Here is a 24,805-nt window from a genome sequence, read left to right as displayed (position 1 = left end):
GTTTAGTGGACGGTTCTCTTATGCTGCCATAGCAGCCTGACATTCGAAACGTCTTTCGTATTCGACCGGGCTCAGGTTGCCATTGGTCGAGTGTTTGCGTTTGCCATTGTAGAAGACCTCGATGTACGGGTAAGCGGCCTCGCGCCGGTCGGCGATTTGGCGGCGGGCGATCCCAGAAGTGAGAGGTGGAAATAGTGGCTTCCAAGCAGAATTTACCAGCGGAGCAGGATTGGGTCGACAGTTTCGGTCACCACGTGACGCGCTGCACGGCCCGCACGAAGAAAAATGGGCAGCGCTGCACCCATCCCGCCGTGGAAGGCTACACGGTCTGCCGCATGCACGGTGCGAACCCGAAGAATCATGGCGGCGCGCCGCCTGAAAAACTGCGCGGCAACCTCAACGGCCTGATCCACGGGGCTTACGTGAAGCGCATTCTCGACGAGCAGGACCAGGAGCTATTCGACCGGACCCTCGAAGCGATCCGCCACGACTTCGATCTCAACAAATCCACCGACCAGATTCAGGCAGCGATGGCGGCTTTTTACTTCACGCGGTGGTATCGCGCCATCGAGGGCAAGGCGCTATCGGCGAGTTCGACGTGCTGCTGCGTAAGCAACTCGAATCGCTCAAGACCACGCGAGCGCAGCGCGACACGAGCAGCGGTCCGCAGACCACACCCGCCGAATGGGCCGTGGCGCTGCTGACCCGCGTGAAGGAAGCCAAAGAGAAAGAGGCGAATGGCGACGAAACGGAAAAATAACCTGTCCCTCGCCAAAACTCGTCCGTCAATGGAATCAACGAATTACTCGATCACGTCATAGTCTTCAACGAGCGTCACGTGCGAGGCCACACAGACCGGCGGAGCGTGCGGGATAACGGACGAGTGTCTGGATTCCGATTGCCAGGATGAGGCGTGCTATCCATGTCAAAGCGAAGGACCCAACGGCGGCAATTACGGGCCTCTGGAACTGCCCAATGACGGCCAAGCCTATTGGTCGGGTTCCACTGTCGTGGACCTGGACGACCAGGCGTGGCTCGTCAATTTCGATTTGGGCTCGGTGGACATGAGCAACGTCAACCACAACGGGCACACGCGCTGTGTGCGCTAGCCCGCCCTACTTCTCGTAGTAGCGGCCGTACATCTCGTCTTTGATCTTCTTGACCAGCCCCGCGCGCGTATCAGGGTCCAGGGAGGCGTCCGTCTCGAGCTGTTGCTCAAAGGCGTTGACCATTTTCATTGCCTCGGACAGCGCATCGACGCTCTCGATCTGGGCGCGGACTTCCTTGAGCAGCTCGCCCTCGCCGGGGATATCTTCGATAATCAGGGCCCCGCGATAGCCCACGCTCGATGGTGAGGCGTCCTCTGCTTTTTCCTGCTGAGCCTGGATTTTGGCCTTCTTGGCCTGCTCGGTCTGTTTGGCCTGTCTGATCTTGGCCTCGCGCTCGATGCGCGCCAGCAGGTTCAGCCGGTCGCGCAGCAAATGCGCCGCGTGGCTGATCAGGAAGCTCTGCAAGGTGTTGTAGCGATACGAGCGCAGCTGGGCCACATCGGCCTTGGCCTGGTCAAGCAGTTGCTTGGCTTCCTCGTGGAGCAACTCGCGTGCGGCCAGCTCGACCAGCTCATGCTCCAGCTCGTCGGAGGTGAACACCAGCCGCATGTGGCTGCGCCCCATGCGCGCCAGCTCCAAGGCCCAGAAGGCGCTGAACACCAGGCCGCCCACGGCGAACAGCAGTCCGAGAAAGTTCAGCGCGTGCATCGCCGCGCGCCCCTCGCTCATGGACAGCGAGATCGTGCAAAAGACCGCCAGGGCTAAAAAGCCGATGGGCGTGCCGATGAATAGCCCAAGAACCAGGAATCTCGATCTCACCGCTGTATTGTCCTCTGTTTTGCTATTTAAAGCGCCAGGTCATTTGGGCACGGCCGATGGGTCCGCTGACAATGCAGTCGAGCGTTGCGGTCTGCTCGTCCCACAGTGCCGCGCCCTGATCGTCTTGGGCCGGGAACAGCACCAGGTACGGGGTGCTCCAGCCGTCGAGATACGGGAACAGCTCGCGCAGCTCCTCGGGCCGAACCTTGACCGGGATGATCGACTCGGCCTGGACCGTGACGCCGCGTTCGTTTTGCAGCCACACGCTCCAGCTCGAGGGCTGACGCGCGATGTCGTTGGCCGCGCTTTTCTGGGTGTACAGCGCCAGCATCACCAGCTGCAGCTCGGGCCGCACGGCCACGCCCAGCACGTCGCGTTCGGGCGCGGAGACGCCCTTGGCCGGGCCGTGGCTACGCGCACGCTCGGCGTTGAGCGCCGTTTCCATCGGCTCGCTGATCAGGGTGGCCCGCGCCTGCAGCACGCAGTCCAGACCGTCGTAGACCTTGTCGCCGCGGGTCCAGTTTTGCAGCATCGAGAAGTACGAACCGCGCGTGCCCCGGTAGCTGCGTTCCAGGTCCACGTTTTTGGAGCAGCCCACGGCCAGGGCCGCGAGCAGCAGCGCAACCGCCAGCGCAATCAGTCGGCGCTTCATCGGGCAACCTCCTCGCGGGTCAGCAGCGGCTCGAGCTTGTAGCCGTGCTGCGCCAGGTTCTCCGCTCCGCCCTCCTGGCGGTCGACCAGGCAAATCACGCGCAGCACCTTAAATCCGGCATCCTCAATGTGGCCGATGGCCTTGAGCGTGGAGCCGCCGGTGGTGACGACGTCCTCGACCACTGCGACCTGCGCGCCATCCGGGATGTTCTTGCCGCCCTCGATCCAGGACATGGTGCCGTGCCCCTTGGGCTCCTTGCGCACGATGAACGCCGGGATCGGCTCGTCGCGCAGCGAGCTGACCAGCGCCAGCGAAGCGACCATCGGGTCGGCCCCGAGAGTCGGGCCGCCCACGGCCTGCACCGCCGGTCCGAGCTTGAGCTGCTCGAACAGCAGCGTGCCGACCAGGTAGGCGCCGCGCGGGTGCAGCGTGGTCTGCTTGCCGTCGAAGTAGAAGTCCGACTCGCGGCCCGAGGCCAAGACCACGCGTCGTTGCTCGTAGCTGCGCTCGCGCACCAGCTCGACCAGCTCTTGTTTTAGTTGCCGTACGTCGATCTTCATGTCCATTGTTATAACCCGTCAGTCGAAAAGCGTCATCTGCCTGCGCGAGCCCTCTTTCTCGGGCTCGATCGGATAGTCGTGGTTGAAGCAGGCGCAGCAGAAGTCGTCTTGGTTGTCGCCGATGGCTGCAAGCATGCCCTCGATCGAGAGGTAGCCCAGACTGTCGGCGCCGATAAACTCGCGGATTCCCTCCAGGTCGAGCCGCGCGGCGATCAGCTCCTCGCGGGTCGGGGTGTCGATGCCGTAGTGGCACTGGCCGACGGTCGGCGGGCTCGAGATCCGCAAGTGGACCTCGGTCGCGCCGGCCGCGCGAATCATGCGCACGATCTTGCGCATGGTGGTGCCGCGCACGATCGAGTCGTCGATCACCACGCAGCGCCGTCCCTTGATCACGGCGCGGATCGGGTTGAGCTTGACCTTGACGCCGAAGTGGCGGATCGACTGCGCGGGCTCGATGAACGTGCGGCCCACGTAGTGGTTGCGGATCAGGCCGTTGCTCAGCGGCATCCCGAGCTGCTCGGCGTAGCCCAGGGCCGCGGTCGCGCCCGAGTCGGGCACGCAGAACACCACGTCGGCCTCCGCCGGTTGCTCCAACGCCAGTTGATGTCCCATCCTGCGCCGCACGTCGTAGACGTCGTGGCCGAAGATGAACGAGTCGGGTCGCGCGAAGTAGACGTACTCGAACACGCACTGCCGCAGCCGCTGCTTGGGAAACGGGAAGTACGAGTGCAGGTCGCCCTGGTGGATGATTACGATTTCGCCGGGCTCCACCTCGCGCACGAAGTCGGCCTCGATCAGGTCCAGGGCGCAGGTCTCGGAGGCCAGCACCCAGGTGCGGTCGCTGCGGCGGCCCAGCACCAGCGGCCGGAAGCCCAGCGGGTCGCGCACGCCGATCAGCATCTGCTCGGTGATGATCGTCTGCGAGTACGCGCCGTGCACGCGGCTCAGCGCGTCGAGCAGCCGGCCGAGAAACCCGTCGGCGCGGCTCGAGGCGATCAAATGCGCCAGCACCTCGGTGTCGGTGCTGGTGCGGAAGATCGAGCCCTCGCGCTCGAGATGTTCGCGGATTCGTCCGGCGTTGACCAGGCTGCCGTTGTGCGCGATTGCCAGATAGCCGCGCGCATAATCGACCGCCAGCGGCTGGACGTTGGCCGCTACGCTCTGGCCGTAGGTCGAATAGCGCACGTGGCCGATAGCCGTCGAACCGGGCAGTGCGGCCAGCGCCTGGTCGTCGAAGACCTCGTTGACCAGCCCCATTCCGCGGTGCAGCTCGACCCGCTTGCCGTTGTAGGCCGCGATCCCCGCGCTCTCCTGGCCGCGGTGCTGCAGGGCGTAGAGTCCGAGGTAGGCCAGCTTGGAAGCCTCGGGATGGCCGTAGATCCCGATCACGCCGCACTCGTCGTGAAAACGGTCGTCGTTCAATCGGCCTCCTGCGCGCCGAAGACACGCGCGAAGATCTCGTCCACGTAGCGCGTGTGACGCCCGATGTCCAACGCCTGCTCGATCGCCTCGACCCCGATGTGCCCAATCAGCTCAGCGTCGGCGAGCAACGTCTTTTTAAAGTCGGCCCCCTGCTCCCAAACCTGCATCGCGTTGCGTTGCACCAGCTTGTAAGCCTCGTCGCGCGGCAGCCCCTTTTGCGCCAGCATCAGCAGCAGCGACTGGCTGGCCTCCAGCCCGCCCATCAGCGCGAGGTTGCGCTTCATGCGCTCGGGGTAGATCACCCAGCCGCGGATCAGCCGGGCGAGCCGGTCGAGGCCGAAATCCAGGGTCACGGTGGCGTCGGGCCCGATCATGCGCTCGACCGAGCTGTGACTGATATCGCGCTCGTGCCACAACGCCTGATTCTCCAACGCGGCCATTGCATAGGAGCGCATCAGTCGCGCGATGCCGCACAGGTTCTCCGAGCGGATCGGGTTGCGCTTGTGCGGCATGGCCGAGCTGCCGGTCTGGCCCACGGCGAACGGCTCCTCAGCCTCGTAGACCTCGGTGCGTTGCAGATGGCGGATCTCGGTGGCGATCTTTTCCATGGTGCCGCCGATCACCGCCAGGGTGGTGAAGAACTGCGCGTGCCGGTCGCGCTGTACGATCTGGTTCGAGGCCGGAGCCGGATCGAGCCCGAGCTTGGCGCAGACCCGGGCCTCGACCTGCGGCGGCAGATGGGCGAAGGTGCCCACCGCTCCGCTGAGCTTGCCCACGGCCATGCTCTTGCGTGCGGCCCGCAGCCGCTCGATGTTGCGCCGGGTCTCGTCGTACCAGATCGCCAGCTTGAGCCCCAGGGTGATCGGCTCGGCGTGAATCCCGTGGCTGCGGCCGATCATCAGCGTCTGCTTGTGCTCCAAGGCGCGCTCCTTGAGCGCCGCGGCCAACTGCTCCAGATCGTCCAGCAGAATATCCGCACAACGGCAAATCTGGATCGCGTAGCAGGTGTCCAGCACATCGGAGCTGGTCATGCCAAAGTGCAGCCAACGCCGGCCCTCGCCCATCTGCTCGCCGATGTGCCAGATGAACGCCACCACGTCGTGCCGCGTGCGCGCCTCGATCTCGAGAATGCGCTCGGGGTCGATCCGGACCTCCACCGCCTCGCTACGGACCTGCTCCCAGGCCGCTGCGGGTACGATCCCCTCGGCGGCCATCGCCTCAAGGGCTGCGAGCTCGATCTCGAACCAGATATCGAACCGCGACTTGTCGGTCCAGATCCCGGCCATTTTCTCGCGTGAATAACGTGGGATCACAGACTTCCCCCCTTATAACTCGATCAGCTCGGTTGGCCGGTGCTGGTCGGCGGCCACGATTGTCAACTCCGGGCAACACAGTCCGGCCACGCTACGCCGCGCGCAGGCCAGGGCCAGCTCGGGCTTGTTGTTCTCCTCGCTCAGGTGCGCCAGAAACACCCAGCGCAGCCGATCGTGCAACAGCGAGACCAAAAGCTCGGCGCTCTGCTGGTTGGACAGATGCCCGCGACGCCCCTTGATCCGCGCCTTGAGATCGGGCGGATACGGCCCGTCGAGCAGCATCTGCGGATCGTGGTTGCTCTCCAGCACCAGCGCGTCGCAGCCGGCCAGATGGTGCGCCACCAGTTTGGTGGCAATGCCCAGATCCGTGGCGTAGCCCAGTTTAAATCCATTGCTCGCCAGCACGTAGCCCAGCGGCTCGTTGGCATCGTGGCTGATTGGAAACGGCCGCACACTCAACGGCCCGACGTTGACCTCAACTCCCGAACGAATCCGCCGCGGCTCGGGAATCCGTCCCTGACTGCGCAGACGGTCCAGCACCGGCTGGGCAGCAAAGACCGGCACATTGTGCTTGCGTGCCAGCGGCCCCACGCCGCGCAGATGGTCGATGTGCTCGTGGGTTACGAACACGCCGTCCAGATCCGCAGGGTCAGCTCCACACTGCGCCAAGCGCACGGTCAGTTCCTTTAACGTCAGCCCGGCGTCGACCAGCAGCCGCACGCCCTGGCTCTGGATATAGGTCGAGTTGCCCTTGCTGCCGCTGGCTAAGACTGAGATTTTCATCAGGTACCCGGTAGGATGTCAGCCCACATCGATGATGCGTCTGGGAAAAAGCTAAATTAGCAGACGCCCGTCAGGGCCGCAATAGATCTGCGCCACGGCTTGCGCAGTACGCTGGTTGTAATGCCACGACCCACCCCGCGCCCGGGCGGCTTAGAGCCGCCACAAAACTCGCGGCACCTTAGAGGTGCCACAAAACTCGCGTAGTTCGCTGGTCGTAATCCAACGATCCACTCCGCGACCAAAGATCGGGGAGGGAGGGTAAAGATCGTTAAAACGATCTTTGGCGGCTTGGAGCCGCAGCGAAACTCGCGGCACCTTAGAGGTGCCACAAAACTCGCGTAGTTCGCTGGTCGTAGCGCCACGACCTTTTCCGCGTAGAAACATTGGGGGAGGTGGCAAGGTGAGTAGTTTATGAAAACCACTCGCCAATGCCCTGCTCGCGCCTACTAAATAATGTTATCCAACATTATTATCTCCCCCACTTCTCTGTTGGGGGGCGGATCATCGATGCTCACAGTCCGAGCTCAACGCGCAGCTGCTCGACCCAGGCTCGGACCCGCTCGACGGTCATCGAAGATTGGTTGTCCTCGTCGAGAACCAGGCCGATAAAGCGCCCGTCCTCCAAGGCCGTCGAGTGGATGAAATCATAGCCTTCGGCGGACCAACGGCCGATCACCTCGGCTCCGCATGCAAGGAGCGCCTCGTACAGCGGTCGCAGTCCGTTGACGAACGAGTCGGGGTAGGCCCGCTGGTCTCCCACGCCGAACAGCGCGACCTTCTTGCCCTGCAGGTCGAGCTTTTGCAATTGGGGCAGGAATTCCTCCAAATCCGGCTGCGGGTCGCCGAAGCCCCAGGTCGAGGTACCGACTATCAGGGTCTGGTACTCCAACAAGTCCTCGGCCGTGCAATCGGCGATATCGTGCACGTTGCTGCCGTTGTTAAGCATGTTCTTGATCAGCAGCGCTGCCTTGCGCGTATTGAAGCTCATCGATCCGTAAAGGATGCCGATGCTTGCCATCCGTTTCTCCTGCGGGGGGTCCTGGCTCTCATGCGGCCAGTTAAAAGCGATCGGCCCGGCAATGGAATGATCTAAATCAGGGTTTGTGCTTTAAACCCAGATTATTGATCGAGCTTCCGCCGCGGCCCAGCGTTGCCCAACGCTTGACAATCGTCCGGCCGCGTCCGATTGTAATTTTTTATGGCTCTACACGATTTACTCGACACCCTACCCGAGCGCGTGGTCGACGCGCTGATCGATTCGTGCCCCGACACGCTGCTGGTGATCGACACCCAGGGGGCGATCGTCGCGGCCAACGAGGCAGCGGAATTAATGCTGGGCTATACCCGGGACGAGCTGTGCGTGGCCTATCTGGGGCTGATTTTGTCCGGCTCAAAACTTGGGGATAATGAGCTGCCTCCGGCGGAACCGATCCACGATTTCGAGACGCAATTCAAAACCCGCTCGGGCGCCGAGGTGCCGGTCTTGGTCAGCTCCGGCCCGATCCACGACGAACATGGCTTTATCTGCGGCGGGACGATCATCGCCCGCGACGTGAGCAGCCAACACGAACTGCAGGGCCGCCTGGACGACATCCAACAGATGTTCAGCTCGCTGATGGACAACATCAGCCTGGGCATCTATCGCACGACCCCCGGCCCCACGGGCCGCTACCTCTACGCCAATCGTTCGTTGGCGCGGATGCTGGGTTACGGCTCGGCCGAGGAGCTCAAGCGCATGCCCGTGTCCGAGCTCTACGAAAATCCGCTGGAGCGCAAGTTGGCGGTCGAGGAAGTGATGCTCAACGACGAAGTGCGCGATAAGCGGCTGCGTCTGCGTCGCAAGGACGGCTCGCTGCTCAAGGTCTTGTGCACCTCGCACCCCTGCCTGGACGATCAAGGCCACGTCAAGTGGATCGACGGTTTTGTCCAGGATATATCGGAACGCGGAAAGGTCAGTCGGGACTGATCGTCGCGGCGGGGACCGGCTGCGGTCCGTTACTCACTAAATCAGCAGCAGCAGCCGTTGCGGCCGGCGCCTCGACCTTGATCGCCGAAAGCTGCGGGAAAAAGCGGTAGAGCGCGGCGCGCGCCAGCTTGGAATAGAGCTTGAGGCTCAGCGGAACCTTGAACAGCAACCGCAGGACGCGCAAATTGCCCAGCCAAAACCTGCGATAGGCCAATCGGCGCATGCGCTCGAGGGTCACGTCGTCCATCGCCGAGTAGTTGGTGGCCGAATGGTGGTAGGTCTGGTTGTATTCGACTACGGCCTCGGTACCGGCTTGGGCCACGATCTGTTTGTACCAGCTCGAGCCGACCATCGGCACTGGATTGGCGAATCCGGCCGAGTCCAGCGGCAGCTCGCAGGACATCTTGATTGTGCTGCGCGCCTCCTCTTGGGTCTCGCCGGGCAGGCCGATCATGAAAAATCCGTGGCAGATCACGCCCTCGTCGTGGAACCAGTGCACAGCCTCGGTCAGCCGCTCGAGGTCCACATTCTTGCGGATCTCGCGTTGTATCCGCGGGCTGGCGCTCTCAATGCCGAACGCCGTGCGGTAAACTCCGGCGCGCGCCAGCAGCCGCACGGTCTCGCGGTCGAGGATGTCGCCGCGTACGCCGGAGACCAGCGAGATCGCCACGCGGTAGGGCCGATCGATCAGCAGCCGACAGATCGCCTTGACCCGCTCGGGCTGTAGGTTGAACACCTCGTCCTGGAACGCCACCTCGCGAATGCCGTACTCGGCGACCAGATAGTCGATCTCCTCGACCACGGCCTCGGCCGAACGCACGCGGTATTTGCCGCCAGTGACCGAGAAGCAATAGATGCACTTGTAGGGGCACGAGCGCGATGTAAACAGCGCCATGTGCTCGCGGCGTTTGAACAGGATGCTCGAACGAAACACGTCGAAGTAGGCCGGCACGTTGATCAGCTCATATGCGGGCAAGGGCAATGCGTCGAGGTCCTCGATCGGCACGCGCTCCGCGGTCAACAGCGGCAGCCCGTCGCTGCGCAGGGCCAACCCCGGCACCTGCTGCGGATCGCCCCCGCGCCCCAAGGTCTGGACCAGCTCGACGAAAGTCCGTTCGCCCTCGCCCACCACCACGTAGTCGATGTTGGGATCGGCCAGCGTGCGCAGCGGATCGCCCGTGGCGTGGGCCCCGCCGATCACCAGCGGCAGCCCGGGAACCCGGTCTTTGATCGCCGTGGCCGCGCGATGCACGAACGGCATCTCGATGCTCACCGCGGTCAGGCCGACCACGTCCGGCCGTTCGCGCGCCACCATTGCGGCTGCGGCCTGCGGACCTTGGTCGAGCAAGTTGTCGTCGTAGATCGATACCTGGTGCCCGACCTGGCGCAGGCAGGCCGCCACGCTCATCAGCCCGATGGGCTGACTGACCACCCGCTCCGGATAGTCCGACGATGATTGAATCAAGATAATCTTGGCCAAGTCCCTACTCCCAAATAGAGGCAGACTATAAATACATCACCCGGATACATGCAATTGCGTAACGTAAAAACTTTCAGCGCTCCGCGCGCGCGGCATCTTTTTTCCAAACGCGCGAGGTGCTATTTTCTGCGAGACAAACCCATGGAGTGAACATGCGACGTCTACTGCTGCTGACCGCGCTGATCGCGACGCTCTCCGTGCCCGCTGCGGCCGCCACAATCAATTTGAGCTACAGCTTTACCGAGCCGCAACTGCACTTCGGCGCCCAGGGCGTCGAGCTTGAGTCCCAATCGCCAATGCTGGCGGTGCCGGGTCGACCCGCGATGCCCGTGCGCACGGTCTACGTGGCGCTGCCGCCGCAAAGCCGGCTGCTGTCGGTGCGCGTAACTCCCGGCGACGTGATGTTGCTCGAACAGGATCTCGAGCTGGCGCCTGTGGGAGCGTTGCGCAAGCTCTGCGGCGAGACCGACGCCACGCCCGGCCCGCGCTGGCGCGATCCCGCGGTCTACCTAAGCCAAAGCGCCTACCCCGGCGAAGGGGTAGAGGTCTTCGACGTGCAGCGCAAACTCGGCGTGCAGATCCTGCCGCTGCGGCTGCAACCGACCCAGTACGAGCCGCTCAGCGGCCGACTGACCCACGCCCGTCAGATGGATATCAGCATCGAGACCGCGCCCCGGACGGTCGAGCCGATCGAGCCGCAGATGCCGTTTCGCGGATCGGCGTCCGACCTTGAGACCCTGGCGCGGCTGGTGGACAATCCATCGTACCTGGCGCTGTACGCGGCCGATAAATCGCCGACCGAGGAGTACGAATACGTGATCCTCTGCCCGGCCTCGTTCGCCGCGACAATGCAGACGCTGGCCGACTTTAAGGCCGCGGTCTGGGGCCTGAGCGCCACGGTCTACACCCTGACCGACGTGGAGGCCAACTACAGCGGCGCGGACCTCACGGCCAAGGTGCGCGCGTTCGCCCAGGACATCTACGCCAACTGGGGCACGCGCTTTCTGCTGATCGTCGGCGATGTCGACGGCTCGAACCCCGCGGGCTGGACCGCGCCGATGCGCATGCTGTGGGTCACCGGGATCGACCCCGACGGCCCCACGACCTACACCGAGACGGTGATGGCCTCGGATTTGTACTTCGGCTGCCTGGACGGCTCGTACAACTTCGACGGCGACGATAAGTTCGGCGAGCCCACCGACGGCGAGGGCGGCGGCGAGGTCGACCTGATGTACGAGCTCAGCGTGGGCCGAATTGCCGCGGACACGGTGGACGAGGCCAACAACCAGATCGCCAAGATCATGGGCTTCGAGCAAAACGGCGCGCCGCGCAAGGTGATGCTCGTGGGCGAGACGCTCGATTCGTACACCTCCGGCGGCGACATCAAGAACCTGATTCACGACCACATGGACGAGGTCGACGCCACGCGGCTGTACTCCGACCTGGGCACGCTGAGCTACTCGGCGATCGTCAACAACATCAACAGCAACGAGCACCAGTGGGTCAACCACTGCGGCCACAGCAACGTCACGTCCAACATGTCCTTCTACACTTCCGACGTTTACGACCTGACCAACACCACCTATTACCTGGGCTGGTCCCACGGCTGTTACGCGGGCTCGATCGATTCGCGTTCGACCTACGGCGGCTACTATTCGGGCGATTGCATCGTCGAGTACTTCACCGACAAGACCGGGGCCGGAGCGTTTGCCTACATCGCCAACTCGCGTTACGGCTTCTACCTCGAGGGGCGGCTGGACGGCCCGAGCAGCGTCTACGACTGGACCTTTGCCGACGCGCTGTTCACCGAGGATATCCACGAGCTCGGCGCGGCCCACGACTACAGCCGCGAGGCCAACATCGCGCTGCTCGACCCGAACACGATGATGCGCTACCAGATGTACGAGCTGCTGCTGTTCGGCGATCCGCAGACGCCGATGCTCTTTGACTGCGACTGGGACGACGACGGGGTCGACGGCGCGCAGTGCGACGGACTGGATTGCGACGACCGCGACGCGCTGCGCTTCCCGGGCAACCCCGAGCAATGCGACGGGATCGACAACGACTGCGACGGCGCGCCGGGCGCGGACGAGGTCGACCTCGACCTTGACGGCTTCATGGTCTGCCAGGACGACTGCGACGATGGCGACGCCGCGATCAATCCCGATGCGGACGAGGTCTGCGACGACGGCGTGGACAACAACTGCAACGGCGAGATCGACGAGGGCTGCGGCGACGACGACGATGACGACAGCGGCGACGACGATGTTGGCGGCGACGACGACGATGACGACGACTCGTGCGGCTGCCAATAGAAAAATTGAAGATGATGCAAGATGGACAGCGCACCGCGGATGTGACACATTAAAAAACGCTTAAACCTCGATATAGCTGACAATTAAAACATGATTACCAGAAGCTACTCGCCCGGTGACATACTGGCCCAGCGCTACGAAGTGCTGAGCTACATCGGCAGCGGCGGCCTGGCCGAGGTCTACCGCGTCAAGGACTCCCAGGACGGCTCGGTCCTGGCGCTCAAGCTGTTTCTCGAACGCACGATCCCCCAATCGATCGAGCTTGAACGCATCGAGCAGGTGCTGCGCGCGGCGACTCCGCGCTGCGAGGGGGTGGTAACGCCGTTGGCCTTTGTGCAGCACGAGACACGCAAGGCCGTGCTGATGCCGCTGGTGAGCGGCCAAGGGCTCGATCGGCTGCTGGCCCAGGCCCAGGGTGCGCTGCCCCTGGAGCAGGCCGCGGCAATCTGCGACCGCTTGGCGCGACTGCTTTGGAACATCCCGCCGGACAAGGTGCACGGCGACCTCAAGCCGGGAAACGTGCTGCTGCGCGGCGAGCTCGACGACGATTTTGAGATCCTGCTCAGCGACTTCGGCACCTCGCATCTGCTGCCGTTCTCGCGCTTCGCCTCGATCCAGCTGGGGCTGGGCGACGTCTACCACTTCATGGCGCCCGAGGCGGTGAGCTTCGGCGGCAACGTCGATCGCCGCGCCGACATCTACGCCCTGGGCATGATCTTAATGCAGATGCTCACCGGCCAGATCAACCGACGCGGACCGGCTCGACCGCGTCAGGTCTCAGGCGATATTCCCGAGGATCTCGACGAGTTGGTGGCCGCGGCCTGCGAGCCCGACCCGGCAAAGCGGCTGGCCGACCTGAGCCTGTTCTGGACCCTGTTGCAGCCGTTCGTACCCCGGATCGCCGAGCCCGAGCCCGAGCCCGAACCGGAGCCTGAGCCCGAGCAGCCCAAGCGCGAGGACTCGATCGATATGTTCGTGCCCGAGCAGCAGCCCGCTGACCAGGATCAACAACAGCCCCCGGCCGACGCGAACACGGCCACGCGTTCGTTCCTGGACCGCACCGGAGACGAGGTTCACCAGGAGGCGCGCGAGCTGTTCGGCGAATTCCTCACCTCGTCCGACACGCCGCAAGCGGCCGACGAGCTGCCGACCGATGTTCAAGACGTTGAGAAACAGACGCAGCTCGAGCCCGCCGCGCCGGATTCGGCCGCAAAAAAACGCGCGCCGCGCTGGGCGATCTGGGCGGTGCTGATCGTGGCGCTGGCAGTCTGCGCCGCGATCATCGCACTCTCGATGATGCCCGACTAGCCCGGGCCAAGGGTCGGCCACGACCTTAACCATCGCTTTAACAAAGTTGCATAACGCACTTAATTAATATTGTTTTTTTTGTTGACAAACACCACGGTGCAACGTATCTTCCAATTACGAAAAACAGCGTTTGGCTCGGATTATCGGCGATAATGCGGGCCGGCAAGCGGGGCCGGTGATTAGGTACAGCCTTGTATTGGTCGGCTTATTACTACTCGCGCCGCTGTACGGCTGCACGAGCCGCTCGGACTATACCCGCCAAATCCAGGACTTACAGACTCAGCTGATCGAGCTGCAACGCACGACCGCCAATCTGGCGATCCGCCTTGAGGAGCTGAACAACTCGATGCTCGTACTGCACGAGGCGGTGCAGAACAACCGCCAGGATCTCGATCGCTTCAACCGCGAGTTCGTGCGTCCGCAGGTGATCATCGGCGGCTCCGCCCCTGCCGCGAAATCCAACGGCGGATTCATCGACCCTCAACGGTCGCGGGGTTTGGCCGGCATCTCAATGGCTCAACTGGGCAACCGCGAAAACGATTCAGCCAACTCGACCGAGAATGCCACAGATCAGGGCGAGATTATCAGCGCCCCGCCCCAAGGCGCGGCATTGCCCGAGGTTTGCGCACCGGCCAGCGGTGGTGAGAACGATCTGAGCTCGGACGGCCAGGCGGACCAAGCCTTTGATAAAGCCCGGGCCCTGTACGACTCGCGCGACTTCGGTCTGGCGATCTTCGAGATCAACAGCCTGATCCGCGGTTTCCCCAAATCGGACCGCGTGCCGCGGGCCCAGTTCCTGCTCGGCGAGTGCTACTTCGAGCTCAAGGACTGGTCCCAGGCATTGATCGAATACGATAAGGTGTTAAAGTTCGGGTACGATTCGCAAATTCAGGGCTCGCTTTTCAAGATCGGATTGTGCTACGAATATCTAGGCAACAAGGTTCGGGCAAGATCGGCTTATGAATTGCTGATCAGAAGAGACCCGAACTCGGAGCAGGCCACGCTGGCTCAACAGCGGCTGGAAGGCCTGCCCTAGCATCCGTAGGGAGGGATTGCTAATGACCTTCAAGAGCTGGTGGATCACCACGCTATGCTTCGTGATTTCACTGCTGCCCGTCGCCGCCGCAGCCCAGGTTATGGGTCAGGCGCAATTACAGGAACAGCTGATCACTGAAGAAATCGAAGTCGTCAGCTACACGGTTAAGTCCGGCGACACGCTGTGGGATATCGCAGGGAACTATTACGCCAAGCCCTGGTCATGGCCCGACATCTGGGAGCTCAACCCTCAGGTCGAGGACCCGCACTGGATCTATCCGGGCGACGTGCTGCAGATCAGCACCGTCAAGGTCGTCTACCATACGCCCGAGGGCAAACAGATCGACCCCACTCAGCAGCAGGTCAAGCTTCCGCCGATCTACATTGAGGAGATGCCCGGATTCGATTCGTTGTTCGTGTACAAGACCCAGGCCAACCGTATCGACTTCATCTCCGACGAAAAGCTCAAGGGCTCGGGCGAGATCATCGAGAACATCGACGACCGCAAGATCCTTGGCACTTACGACAGCGTCTGGTTCGACTACGACCAGGATCAGAACATCCAGATCGGCGACCGCCTGGCCGTGTTCACCATCGACGACAAGATCAAGGGCGGCTACCTGGTCAACTTCAGAGGCGAACTGGAAACGGTCGACGCGGTCTACAAAGACAACCGCGACCGCTACGTGTACTACGGCGCGATCCGCAATACGCTTGAAGAGATCGAGCCGGGCCACATGCTGATGAAATACGACGACCGTCCGCTGCAGATCTCGCTGAGCATGACCGACAAAGATATCAGCGGCGAGATCTTCTACTTCGACACCAACCTGACGGTCGAGGCCGAGTATAATACGGTGTTCATCGACGTGGGCAGCGAGCAAGGCGTGGAGATCGGCAACAGTTTCTCGATCTACCGCGAGGCCAACAACAAACGCAAGGTGCCCGACTATTACATCGGCAACCTGATCGTGATCAAGGTCGGCAATGAGCACTCCACCGCGATGATCACCAACTCGCTGATACAGATCGAGCTCGGCGACAAAATCGTCTCCGACCAGCTCTAACCTCCCCCGCAATCCCAAAGACCAATCGGGCGGCGTCGATTTCGACGCCGCCCTTTTTCATCCTCGTGCAACCCCTCCGACTTGACTGTGGCTCCGATCCGATGGTATCACCGCGCCTCGATGGAGACCGCCGAGCAACACAGCGACCCAGCAGTATCCGCAGCGCTCGAGCTACGCACGCTCAACGCCGTGGCGCTGAGCCTGACGCCGGGCGTGGGCAACGTTACCTACCGCCAGTTGATCGACGCCTGCGGCGATCCGGCGGCGGTGTTCCAATCTGCGCAGCATCGGCCCGAACTGATCCGCAAGCTGCCGCGCTGCAAATCCGTGTTGATCGAGGAACTGCGCAAGGCGGCCGACCTGAGCGCGGCGCGCGAGGCGCTGCGGGTTGCGGCGAAGGTCGGAGCGCGCCCGCTGTTGTTGGGCGACTCGGAGTACCCCGAGCTGCTCACGCAACTGCGCGACCGTCCGCCGCTGCTGTGGATCAAGGGAAGTTTCGAGGAGGCTGACGCTCGAGCGGTGGCGATCGTCGGCTCGCGTTCGGCCCGCGACTACGGTCTGCGCACCGCCCGCAGCATCGCCACGGACCTGGCGCTGGCCGGAGTGACCGTGGTCAGCGGCGGAGCCCGCGGCGTGGACACCGAGGCCCACGAGGCCGCGCTGCTCGCCGGCGGCCGCACGATTGCGGTCTTGGGTTGCGGCATCGACGTGGTCTACCCCGACGAGAACGAGGAGCTGTTCCAGCGCGTGGCGCTAAACGGCGCGGTGATCAGCGACTTTCCGCCGGGCGTCGAGCCCGAGGGTCGCAACTTCCCCTCGCGCAACCGGATCATCTCCGGGCTGTGCTGGGCGACCTGCGTGGTCGAGGCCGGTCTAAGCAGCGGCGCGCTGATCACGGCGAACTACGCCCTGGAACAGGGGCGCGAGGTGTTCGCCGTGCCGCACATGGTCGACCGCGCCAACGGTCAGGGCTGCCACCGACTGATCAAAGACGGCGCCGGGATGGTCGAGAGCGGCGCGGACATCCTCGAGGCGCTGAAGTTCTCAGCGAGCGTTCCGGCGAAACATCGACGCAGCGCAACGCCGATCGTGCCGCCTACGCTTTCCGAGGCCCAGAGCAAAATCGTCGCCTGCCTCGACGCCGAGCCGCGGCACTTGGACCAGATCGCGCTGGACTGCGACATGCCCAGCAACGAGGTGCTGGTCAACCTTTACGAACTCGAGATAAAAAGTGTGGTGCGGGTGCTGCCGGGCCACCTTTACTTAAGCAACCTGGAGGATCGATGACACAGAGCCTGATCGTGGTCGAGTCGCCCGCCAAGGCGCGCACAATCGGCAAGGTGCTGGGCAAGGGATTTATAGTGTTGGCCAGCAAGGGGCACGTCAAGGATCTGCCCAAGAAGACCCTGGGCGTGGACCTGGAAAACCATTTCGAGCCCGAGTACCAGACGATCCACGGCCGTGGCAAGGATCTGGACGCGATCAAGCGCGCTGCCAAGAGCGCTGATAAAATCTACCTGGCGCCCGACCCCGACCGCGAGGGCGAGGCCATCGCCTGGCACATCGCCCAGGAGCTTCCCAAGGGAAGCGAGGTCTATCGCGTGCTGTTCAACGAGATCACCCGCCGCGGCATTAAAGAGGGAATGAGCAACCCCGCGGAACTGAACTCGAACAAGTACGACAGCCACCGCGCGCGGCGCGTGCTCGATCGGCTGGTGGGCTACCAGATCAGCCCGTTGCTGTGGAAGAAGGTCAAGTACGGCCTGAGCGCCGGGCGCGTTCAATCGGTAACGCTGCGGCTTGTCGTCGACCGCGAGATCGAAATCGAGGCCTTTGTCTCTGAGGAATATTGGAACGTACACGTGATGCTGGAGGCTGCTCAGCCGCCGGAGTTCCGCGCCAAGCTGATTAAGTACCAGGGCGAGAAGCTGCGCATCGTCGACGGCGTACGCGCCGAGCAGGTGCGTCAGTATCTCGAGTCCGGATCGTACCGCGTAGACAAGGTGCAGCAGCGCGAATCCAGCCGACATGCGGCGCCGCCGTTCATCACCAGCAGCCTGGCCCAGGAGGCCTACCGCCGCTTCCGTTTTCCCGCGCGCAAGACCATGTCGGTCGCCCAGCGCCTGTACGAGGGCGTGCAGTCCGGCGAGGGACTGATCACCTACATGCGGACCGACTCGGTGCGCGTGGCACCCGAGGCGATTACCGAGGTGCGCGAGCACATCGGCGCCAGCTTCGGCCCGGAGTTCGTGCCTGAGAAGCCCAACTTCTTCCGCTCGGGCAAAAACGCCCAGGAGGCGCACGAGGCGATTCGGCCCACCAGCCTGGCCAACACGCCCGAGTCGCTGCGCGAGAGCCTGGACGCGAACCAGCTCAAGCTCTACGCGCTGATCTACAACCGCTTCGTGGCCAGCCAGATGGCCGCGGCGCGCTTTCTGCTCACCACCGCGGACATCGTCTGCGGCGACTACACGCTGCAATCCAAGGGGAGCGTCGAGCTCTTCGCCGGATTTCTCAAGCTCTACCAGGAGCTGCGCGACAACGGCGATGGCGACGATCGAGACAACGGCGACAAGCTGCCCCCGCTGGCGCAGGATCAGTCGCTCGATTTCCGCAGCATCCAAGCCGAACAGAAGTTCACCCAGCCGCCGCCGCGCTTCACCGAGAGCACGCTGATCCGCGAGCTCGAGCAGCGCGGGGTCGGCCGTCCGAGCACCTACGCCTCGATCATCTCGACGATCATCGACAAGGAGTACGTGCTGCGGATCAAGGGTTCGTTCTCGCCCACCGACCTGGGGCGCGTGGTCACCGAACTTTTAATCGAGGCCTTTCCCGAGGTGCTCGACGTGGCGTTCACCGCCCAGATGGAACAGAGCCTGGACGAGATCGAGGATGGCCGCAAACAGTGGCGCGACCTGCTCGTCGAATTCTACGGCCCGTTTTCCGAGCGCCTGTCCCACGCGGACGAGGCAATGGCCAACCTCAAGTTCAAAGGGCGCCAGATCGACGTGGCCTGTGATAAATGCGGCGCGCCGATGGCGATCAAGTTCGGCCGCAAGGGCGATTACCTGGCCTGCACCGCCTACCCCGAATGCAGCAACACCAAGAACTTCAAGCGCGACGAAAACGGCGCTATCGTCGAACTGCACGACGAGGCAACAGACCTCAAATGCGAGAAGTGCCAAAGCCCGATGCTCTTGCGCGAGGGACGCTTCGGCCCCTACTACGCCTGCTCGAACTACCCCGAGTGCCGCAATACATTTTCGGCCAAACGCAAGTCCGCTCCCGAGCCCGCGCCGGACGACGTCAAATGTCCCGACTGCGAGGCCGCGATGCTGATCCGGCGCTCGCGCGTGGGCAACAAGTTCTACTCCTGCTCGCGCTTCCCCAAGTGCAAGGGTACGCTGCCGATCCCGGTGCAAGTCCCCTGCCCCGAGTGCGGCGGCGAGCTGCAGGAAAAGCGGCCCAAGGGGCGCGGCAAGCGCTTCTACGGCTGCGCCAACTACCCGGAATGCGAGTTCACCACGCCGCACCGTCCGCTGCCCGGACCCTGCCCGGTGTGCGGTAATGCGCTGCTGGCCGAGAAATACGACAAGGACAGCGACGTAGTATTTTGCCCCAACGAGGGCTGCGAATACGTCAAACCCGACGAGACCGCTGACGAGACCGCTAAAGAAACCGCTGACGAAACCGCTAAAGAGACCGCTAAAGAACAGTAGGCCGAATTTGCATCCAACGCTGACGATCATCGGCGGAGGGCTGGCCGGATGCGAGGCCGCCTGGCAGGCCGCGCGGGCCGGCGTACGCGTCAAGCTCTATGAGCAGCGCCCCCAGCGCAGCACCCCGGCGCACTCAGGCGAAGGCTTGGCCGAGCTGGTCTGCTCCAACTCGCTGCGCTCCGATCGGCTGGTCAGCGGCCCGGGCCTGCTCAAAGCCGAGCTGCGTTGCCTGGACTCGCTGCTGATCGCCTCGGCCGAGCGCTGCCGCGTGCCCGCGGGCGCGGCCCTGGCCGTGAACCGCGATCAGCTCTCCACACATGTGGAGGAACAGATCGCGGCCCAGCCGCTGATCGAGCTTAAGCGCGAACACGTGGAGTGCATTCCCGAGGGGCCGGTGATTATCGCGGCCGGTCCGCTGATCTCCGACGAGCTGGCCGCGCAGGTGGCAACGCTTTGCGGACGCGAGTCGCTGCACTTCTACGACGCCACCAGCCCGATCGTCGACGCGGCGAGCATCGATCTGGAGCACGCGTTTTACGCCTCGCGTTACGACCGCGGCGATCCCGAGGACTACCTCAACTGTCCGCTGGACCAGGAGCAATACGAACGCTTCATCGAGGCTGCGGCTGTTGCCGATCGCGTGCGACAGCACGAGTTCGAGCACGCGCGCTTTTTCGAGGGCTGCCTGCCGATCGAGGTGATGATCCAGCGCGGACCGCTGACCCTGGCCCACGGGCCGCTCAAGCCGGTGGGGCTCAGCGATCCGCGAGGCAACGCGCGGCCGTTCGCCGTGGTCCAACTGCGCCGCGAAAATAACGAAGGCTCATGCTACAGCCTGGTCGGATTCCAGACCCGTCTCAAGTGGCCCGAGCAGGACCGCGTGTTTCGGCTGATCCCGGCCTTGCGCAACGCCGAGTTCTTGCGTTACGGCTCAATCCACCGCAACACGTTCCTGGACAGCCCGGGGTTGCTCGACGATCGCCAGCGGCTGATCTCGCTGCCGCGACTGCGCTTTGCCGGACAGATCACCGGAGTCGAGGGGTACGTCGAGTCGATCGCCTCGGGCCTGCTCGCCGGACTGAGCGCCGCGGCGCAAATGCGCGAGATCGAGCTACCGCCCCCGCCGCGGGCCACGGCCCTCGGCTCGCTGATCGAGCACGTCAGCGGGGCGCGCGAACGCCCGTTCGAGCCCAGCAACATCCACTTCGGCCTGTTCCCCCCGCCGCCCCAGGGCACGCGCAAGCGCGATCGCAAGCAATCCCAGGCCGACCGCGCGATGGCGGAAATTGAACGCTGGGCAGTCGATTGGGTCCAGCCGCTGCTGGCCGTATAATGTAGGCATGTGGCCGCTGCTGGAACGCTTTGCCGAATATCTACGCTTCGAACTCTCGGCCTCCGAGGCCACGCTGCGTTCCTATCAAAGCGACCTTCATGACTTGGCGCGATTTATCGCAGGCGAAGACGACCAGTCGGAGCCGGACTGGGGCGCGGTGGACGAACTGCTGCTACGGCGCTATTTGGCCCAGCTTGGCAAACGCTGCGGCAAGGCCACGCGCATGCGCCACATGGCGGCCCTACGCTCGTTCTTTAAGTTCTGCATGCGGCACGAAGTGATCGACCGCGACCCCACGGCGCGCATCCACAATCCCAAACAGGACCATCCGCTGGCCACGCCCTTGACCGTGGACCAGGTCTTCGGCCTGCTCTCGATGCCCGACAGCACGACTCCGGCGGGCAAGCGCAATTTGGCGCTGCTCGAGCTGCTGTACTCCAGCGGTCTGCGCGTGGCCGAAGCCGTGGGCCTGGATGTGCACGACGTTGACCCGGATCTTGGGTTGGTACGCGTGCGCGGCAAGGGCGATAAAGAGCGGCTGGTGCCCGTGGGCCGCGCGGCGCTGACCGCGATCGATGATTGGATCGAACAACGCGGCCCGATCCGCGCCCGTGCCAATGAAGATGCCGACGGCGAACCGCTGTTCATCAATCTGCGCGGCTCACGCCTGAGCCAGCGCTGGGTGCGCACGGTGATGAAGCGCTGCCTGCTGGCCGCGGGCCTGCCATCCGACGCCAGTCCGCACTCATTGCGCCACAGCTTTGCCACGCACCTGCTCGACGGCGGCGCGGACCTGCGCTCGATCCAGGAGATGCTCGGACACAGCTCGCTCTCGACCACCCAGCGCTACACTCACGTCAGCCTCGATCTGCTGAACAAGGTCTACGACAGTGCGCACCCGCGGGCGCGTAAAAAGAAAAAGAAGTAGAATGGCCGCCGATTGCCCATACCGCAGGGCGCTGCTTGATGATCGCGGCTGGTTTATACTTGATGGTTGATTAGAGGAGAAAAGATGAGCGATACGATGCAAGCCACCACCATCCTCTGCGTGAGGATCGACGATAAAGTCGCGCTGGCGGGCGATGGTCAGGTCAGTCTGGGCAACACGATCGTCAAGCACGGCGCGCGCAAGGTGCGGCGGCTGTACAACGACTCGGTGCTGGTCGGATTCGCCGGCGGCGCGGCCGACGCCTTCGCGCTGTTCGACAAGTTCGAGGCCAAGCTCGAGCAGCACTCGGGCAACCTGACCCGCGCCGCAGTGGAGCTGGCCAAGGAATGGCGGCTGGACAAGGTGCTGCGCAGGCTCGAGGCGCTGATGATCGTGGCCGACGCCGACTCGACGTTCCTGATCTCGGGCACCGGCGACGTGGTCGAGCCTGACGACGGCGTTTGCTCCATCGGCTCGGGCGGCCCCTACGCCCTGGCCGCTGCCCGCGCATTGGTGCGACACACGCCGATGAGCGCCGAGCAGATCGCAAGCGAGGGTCTGCTGATCGCCTCGCAGATCTGCATCTACACCAACGACAACATCCACGTCGAGGTTCTCTAATGATTGATTCGCTAACACCGCGGCAGATAGTCGAGGAGCTCGACCGCTACATCATCGGCCAGAACGACGCCAAGCGCGCCGTGGCCGTGGCCCTGCGCAACCGCGTACGGCGTCAGATGGTGCCCGCTGAGCTGCGCGAGGAGATCGCGCCGAAGAACATCATCATGATCGGCCCCACCGGCGTGGGCAAAACCGAGATCGCCCGGCGGCTGGCCAAACTCTCCGGCGCGCCGTTCATCAAGGTCGAGGCCAGCAAGTTCACCGAGGTCGGCTACGTGGGACGCGACGTGGAGAGCATGGTGCGCGATCTGATGGAGATCGCGGTGAGCATGCTGCGCTCCGAGCAGACCGCGCAGGTCCAGGAGAAGGCCGCGGCTCAGGCCGAGGAGCGCGTGCTCGACCTACTGCTGCCGCCGGTAAGCCGCCGCGGTTCGGCCGCGCCTCCCGAGCCCGAGCCGGGGCACGACCCGAGCGAGGCCGAGCGTCAGGCCACACGCGAGAAGTTCCGCATTTGGCTGCACGAGGGGCGGATGGACGAGCGCGAGGTCGAGCTCGACGCGCCGGACAAGTCGAACATGCCGATGATCGAAATCCTCGGGGCCTCGGGAATGGAGGACATGGGGATCAACATCCGCGACATGCTGGGCAACATCCTTCCGCGCCGCACCAAGCGCCGCAAGGTGCACGTCAAGGACGCGCTGCAACTGCTGCAGGCCGAGGAGGCGTCCAAGCTGGTCGACATGGAGCGCGTGGTGAGCATGGCGCGCGAACGCGTGGAGAACGCGGGGATCATCTTCGTCGACGAGCTGGACAAGGTGGCCGGAGGCGGCCGAATGCAGGGGCCCGACGTCAGCCGCGAGGGCGTACAGCGCGACCTGCTGCCGATCATCGAGGGCTCGACGGTCAACACCAAGTACGGGATGGTTAAAACCGACCACATCCTTTTCGTGGCCGCGGGCGCGTTCAACGTGGCCAAGCCCTCGGACCTGATCCCCGAGCTGCAGGGGCGCTTCCCGATCCGCGTCGAGCTGCAGACCCTCGACGAGGAAGCCTTTGTACAGATCCTGACCAAACCGGACAATGCGCTGATCAAGCAATACATCGCGCTGCTGGCCACTGAGGACGTGACCCTCGAGTTTGAGGATGATGCGATCCGCCAGATCGCGCGCATCGCCACCGAGGTCAACCTCAGCACCGAGAATATCGGCGCGCGCCGTTTGCATACCGTGCTCGAAAAATTGCTCGAACAGCTGAGCTTCGACGCGCCGGAGATGGGCAACGCCAAGTTCGTGGTCGATGGCCAGATGGTGCGCGAACGCTTGGCGCCGATCCTCAAGGACCAGGACCTCTCCCGCTATATTCTCTAGAGGATTGCGATGAAACACCTCCTCTCGCTGTACGACCTCAGCGGCACACAGATCGAACGCTTGATCAACACGGCGATCAAGGGCAAGGCCGAACTTTGCGCGGGCAAACGCAGCCGCGCGCTGGCCGATAAGAGCCTGGCGATGATCTTCGAGAAGCCCTCGACGCGCACGCGGGTCAGCTTCGAGGTGGCGATGACCCAACTGGGCGGTCACGCGCTGTTCCTGGCGCCGGAGCACACACAACTTGGACGAGGCGAGCCGATCAAGGACACCGCGCGCGTGCTCTCGCGCATGGTGGACGGGATCATGATCCGCACCTTCGAGCACAGCGTGCTCGAGCAGTTTGCCCAATACTCCAGCGTGCCGATAATCAACGGCCTGTCCGATTTGCTGCATCCCTGCCAGGTGTTGGCCGACCTGATGACGATCAAGCAGCGGCTGCGCTCGATCCGCAAACCGGTCGTGGCCTGGATCGGCGACGGCAACAACATGACCAACTCCTGGATCAACGCGGCTGCGCGGCTTGGTTTCGAACTGCGGATGGCCGTGCCCCGCGGCTTTGATCCGGATCGCGCGATCCTCGAACGCGCCCAGGCCGATCGTCCGGGCAAACTGCTGCTCACGCGCGATCCGCACGAGGCCGCGCGCGACGCCGACGTGGTGGCCACCGACACCTGGGTGAGCATGGGCATGAAAAAAGATCCCAAGCGCATCAAGGCTTTCAAGGGCTTCATGGTCGACGAGGCGCTGATGGCGCTGGCCAAGCCCCAGGCGATATTCCTGCACTGCCTGCCGGCCTATCGCGAAATGGAGGTCAGCGAGGCAGTCATCGAGGGGCCGCAGTCCGCGGTGTTCGACGAGGCTGAAAACAGGCTGCACGTGCAAAAGGCCTTGCTGGCGGATCTGCTTAAATGAGCCCCAAACGCCGCCCGCAATTGCCCAACGCCGAGGACGCGCCGCTGGTCGGCAGCCGGCTGCTGACCGTACTCAACCGGATCGACGCGCGTACGCTGGAGCGCGCCGACCTGGGCCGCATCTTGCGCGAGACGCTGCAAGACGTGGTTGAGC

Annotated in this window: 21 protein-coding genes; 13 read left to right on the top strand and 8 right to left on the bottom strand. The window is 63.7% G+C overall.

The window, feature by feature from the left end; all coding sequences use genetic code 11:
* Positions 1–194: 194 nt before the first annotated feature.
* Positions 195–704, top strand: coding sequence for a hypothetical protein (locus P9M14_17010; protein ID MDP8257447.1), 510 nt, complete (start codon positions 195–197; stop codon positions 702–704).
* Between the two features lie 411 nt (positions 705–1,115).
* Here P9M14_17010 and P9M14_17005 read toward each other — a convergent pair whose 3' ends face one another.
* The 7 genes from P9M14_17005 to P9M14_16975 all read right to left on the bottom strand — a co-directional run bounded on the left by P9M14_17005 (position 1,116) and on the right by P9M14_16975 (position 7,616).
* On the bottom strand, positions 1,116–1,868 hold the full coding sequence (locus P9M14_17005; protein MDP8257446.1) for a hypothetical protein: 753 nt from the start codon (positions 1,866–1,868) through the stop codon (positions 1,116–1,118).
* 22 nt (positions 1,869–1,890) lie between these two features.
* Positions 1,891–2,520: a hypothetical protein gene (locus P9M14_17000; GenBank protein MDP8257445.1), complete on the bottom strand. Its 630-nt coding sequence runs from the start codon at positions 2,518–2,520 to the stop codon at positions 1,891–1,893.
* Positions 2,517–3,086 carry an orotate phosphoribosyltransferase gene (gene pyrE / locus P9M14_16995; GenBank protein MDP8257444.1) on the bottom strand — a complete coding sequence of 190 codons (570 nt, stop codon included), beginning with the start codon at positions 3,084–3,086 and terminating at the stop codon, positions 2,517–2,519. Before pyrE ends, P9M14_17000 begins: the two co-directional genes overlap by 4 nt.
* Positions 3,087–3,098: 12 nt before the next feature.
* Entirely contained in the window at positions 3,099–4,502 is a 1,404-nt protein-coding gene (purF, locus tag P9M14_16990) for an amidophosphoribosyltransferase (protein ID MDP8257443.1), read from the bottom strand.
* Positions 4,499–5,815 carry an adenylosuccinate lyase gene (gene purB / locus P9M14_16985; protein MDP8257442.1) on the bottom strand — a complete coding sequence of 439 codons (1,317 nt, stop codon included), beginning with the start codon at positions 5,813–5,815 and terminating at the stop codon, positions 4,499–4,501. Before purB ends, purF begins: the two co-directional genes overlap by 4 nt.
* 12 nt (positions 5,816–5,827) lie before the next feature.
* Positions 5,828–6,598 (bottom strand): MBL fold metallo-hydrolase, encoded by a 771-nt coding sequence (locus P9M14_16980; GenBank protein MDP8257441.1) that lies wholly within the window; start codon positions 6,596–6,598, stop codon positions 5,828–5,830.
* 511 nt (positions 6,599–7,109) lie between these two features.
* On the bottom strand, positions 7,110–7,616 hold the full coding sequence (locus tag P9M14_16975; GenBank protein ID MDP8257440.1) for a flavodoxin: 507 nt from the start codon (positions 7,614–7,616) through the stop codon (positions 7,110–7,112).
* 180 nt (positions 7,617–7,796) lie between these two features.
* On the opposite strand from P9M14_16975, the gene P9M14_16970 reads away from it, so the two are divergent.
* Positions 7,797–8,564 carry a PAS domain-containing protein gene (locus P9M14_16970; protein MDP8257439.1) on the top strand — a complete coding sequence of 256 codons (768 nt, stop codon included), beginning with the start codon at positions 7,797–7,799 and terminating at the stop codon, positions 8,562–8,564.
* Here P9M14_16970 and P9M14_16965 read toward each other — a convergent pair.
* Positions 8,551–10,044: a radical SAM protein gene (locus tag P9M14_16965; protein ID MDP8257438.1), complete on the bottom strand. Its 1,494-nt coding sequence runs from the start codon at positions 10,042–10,044 to the stop codon at positions 8,551–8,553. The genes P9M14_16970 and P9M14_16965 overlap by 14 nt on opposite strands.
* 152 nt (positions 10,045–10,196) lie before the next feature.
* Here P9M14_16965 and P9M14_16960 point away from each other — a divergent pair, with 152 nt between their 5' ends.
* From P9M14_16960 to argF, 11 genes are all read left to right on the top strand, one after another.
* Positions 10,197–12,359 carry a C25 family cysteine peptidase gene (locus P9M14_16960; GenBank protein ID MDP8257437.1) on the top strand — a complete coding sequence of 721 codons (2,163 nt, stop codon included), beginning with the start codon at positions 10,197–10,199 and terminating at the stop codon, positions 12,357–12,359.
* Between the two features lie 90 nt (positions 12,360–12,449).
* Positions 12,450–13,667 carry a serine/threonine-protein kinase gene (locus P9M14_16955; protein ID MDP8257436.1) on the top strand — a complete coding sequence of 406 codons (1,218 nt, stop codon included), beginning with the start codon at positions 12,450–12,452 and terminating at the stop codon, positions 13,665–13,667.
* A 175-nt stretch (positions 13,668–13,842) separates the two neighbouring features.
* Positions 13,843–14,703 carry a tetratricopeptide repeat protein gene (locus P9M14_16950; protein ID MDP8257435.1) on the top strand — a complete coding sequence of 287 codons (861 nt, stop codon included), beginning with the start codon at positions 13,843–13,845 and terminating at the stop codon, positions 14,701–14,703.
* A gap of 22 nt (positions 14,704–14,725) precedes the next feature.
* Positions 14,726–15,769 (top strand): LysM peptidoglycan-binding domain-containing protein, encoded by a 1,044-nt coding sequence (locus P9M14_16945; GenBank protein MDP8257434.1) that lies wholly within the window; start codon positions 14,726–14,728, stop codon positions 15,767–15,769.
* An 87-nt stretch (positions 15,770–15,856) separates the two neighbouring features.
* Positions 15,857–17,056 (top strand): DNA-processing protein DprA, encoded by a 1,200-nt coding sequence (gene dprA, locus P9M14_16940; protein MDP8257433.1) that lies wholly within the window; start codon positions 15,857–15,859, stop codon positions 17,054–17,056.
* Positions 17,053–19,488 carry a type I DNA topoisomerase gene (gene topA / locus P9M14_16935; protein MDP8257432.1) on the top strand — a complete coding sequence of 812 codons (2,436 nt, stop codon included), beginning with the start codon at positions 17,053–17,055 and terminating at the stop codon, positions 19,486–19,488. Before dprA ends, topA begins: the two co-directional genes overlap by 4 nt.
* A 7-nt stretch (positions 19,489–19,495) precedes the next feature.
* The gene (gene trmFO / locus P9M14_16930; GenBank protein MDP8257431.1) at positions 19,496–20,821 is read left to right on the top strand and encodes a methylenetetrahydrofolate--tRNA-(uracil(54)-C(5))-methyltransferase (FADH(2)-oxidizing) TrmFO; all 1,326 of its coding nucleotides are present in this window, start codon (positions 19,496–19,498) and stop codon (positions 20,819–20,821) included.
* Between the two features lie 7 nt (positions 20,822–20,828).
* Positions 20,829–21,749 carry a tyrosine recombinase XerC gene (locus P9M14_16925; GenBank protein ID MDP8257430.1) on the top strand — a complete coding sequence of 307 codons (921 nt, stop codon included), beginning with the start codon at positions 20,829–20,831 and terminating at the stop codon, positions 21,747–21,749.
* Positions 21,750–21,833: 84 nt separating this feature from the next.
* Positions 21,834–22,370, top strand: coding sequence for an ATP-dependent protease subunit HslV (gene hslV / locus P9M14_16920; GenBank protein MDP8257429.1), 537 nt, complete (start codon positions 21,834–21,836; stop codon positions 22,368–22,370).
* A complete protein-coding gene (gene hslU / locus P9M14_16915; protein ID MDP8257428.1) occupies positions 22,370–23,737 on the top strand; it encodes an ATP-dependent protease ATPase subunit HslU in 1,368 nt (455 codons plus the stop codon). Before hslV ends, hslU begins: the two co-directional genes overlap by 1 nt.
* Positions 23,738–23,746: 9 nt before the next feature.
* The gene (argF, locus tag P9M14_16910) at positions 23,747–24,652 is read left to right on the top strand and encodes an ornithine carbamoyltransferase (protein MDP8257427.1); all 906 of its coding nucleotides are present in this window, start codon (positions 23,747–23,749) and stop codon (positions 24,650–24,652) included.
* Positions 24,653–24,805: the final 153 nt, after the last annotated feature.

The organism is Candidatus Alcyoniella australis (assembly GCA_030765605.1).
Taxonomy (GTDB): Bacteria; Lernaellota; Lernaellaia; order JAVCCG01; family Alcyoniellaceae; genus Alcyoniella; species Alcyoniella australis.
This window is presented reverse-complemented; position numbering and strand designations above follow the sequence as displayed.

Excerpts from the sequence above, each read along its gene's own strand:
- P9M14_17000 (MDP8257445.1), bottom strand. The coding sequence starts at position 2,520 with ATGAAGCGCCGACTGATTGCGCTGGCGGTTGCGCTGCTGCTCGCGGCC.
- pyrE (MDP8257444.1), bottom strand. The coding sequence starts at position 3,086 with ATGGACATGAAGATCGACGTACGGCAACTAAAACAAGAGCTGGTCGAG.
- P9M14_16980 (MDP8257441.1), bottom strand. The coding sequence starts at position 6,598 with ATGAAAATCTCAGTCTTAGCCAGCGGCAGCAAGGGCAACTCGACCTAT.
- P9M14_16975 (MDP8257440.1), bottom strand. The coding sequence starts at position 7,616 with ATGGCAAGCATCGGCATCCTTTACGGATCGATGAGCTTCAATACGCGC.
- P9M14_16970 (MDP8257439.1), top strand. The coding sequence starts at position 7,797 with ATGGCTCTACACGATTTACTCGACACCCTACCCGAGCGCGTGGTCGAC.
- P9M14_16960 (MDP8257437.1), top strand. The coding sequence starts at position 10,197 with ATGCGACGTCTACTGCTGCTGACCGCGCTGATCGCGACGCTCTCCGTG.
- P9M14_16955 (MDP8257436.1), top strand. The coding sequence starts at position 12,450 with ATGATTACCAGAAGCTACTCGCCCGGTGACATACTGGCCCAGCGCTAC.
- P9M14_16945 (MDP8257434.1), top strand. The coding sequence starts at position 14,726 with ATGACCTTCAAGAGCTGGTGGATCACCACGCTATGCTTCGTGATTTCA.
- topA (MDP8257432.1), top strand. The coding sequence starts at position 17,053 with ATGACACAGAGCCTGATCGTGGTCGAGTCGCCCGCCAAGGCGCGCACA.
- P9M14_16925 (MDP8257430.1), top strand. The coding sequence starts at position 20,829 with ATGTGGCCGCTGCTGGAACGCTTTGCCGAATATCTACGCTTCGAACTC.
- hslV (MDP8257429.1), top strand. The coding sequence starts at position 21,834 with ATGAGCGATACGATGCAAGCCACCACCATCCTCTGCGTGAGGATCGAC.
- hslU (MDP8257428.1), top strand. The coding sequence starts at position 22,370 with ATGATTGATTCGCTAACACCGCGGCAGATAGTCGAGGAGCTCGACCGC.
- argF (MDP8257427.1), top strand. The coding sequence starts at position 23,747 with ATGAAACACCTCCTCTCGCTGTACGACCTCAGCGGCACACAGATCGAA.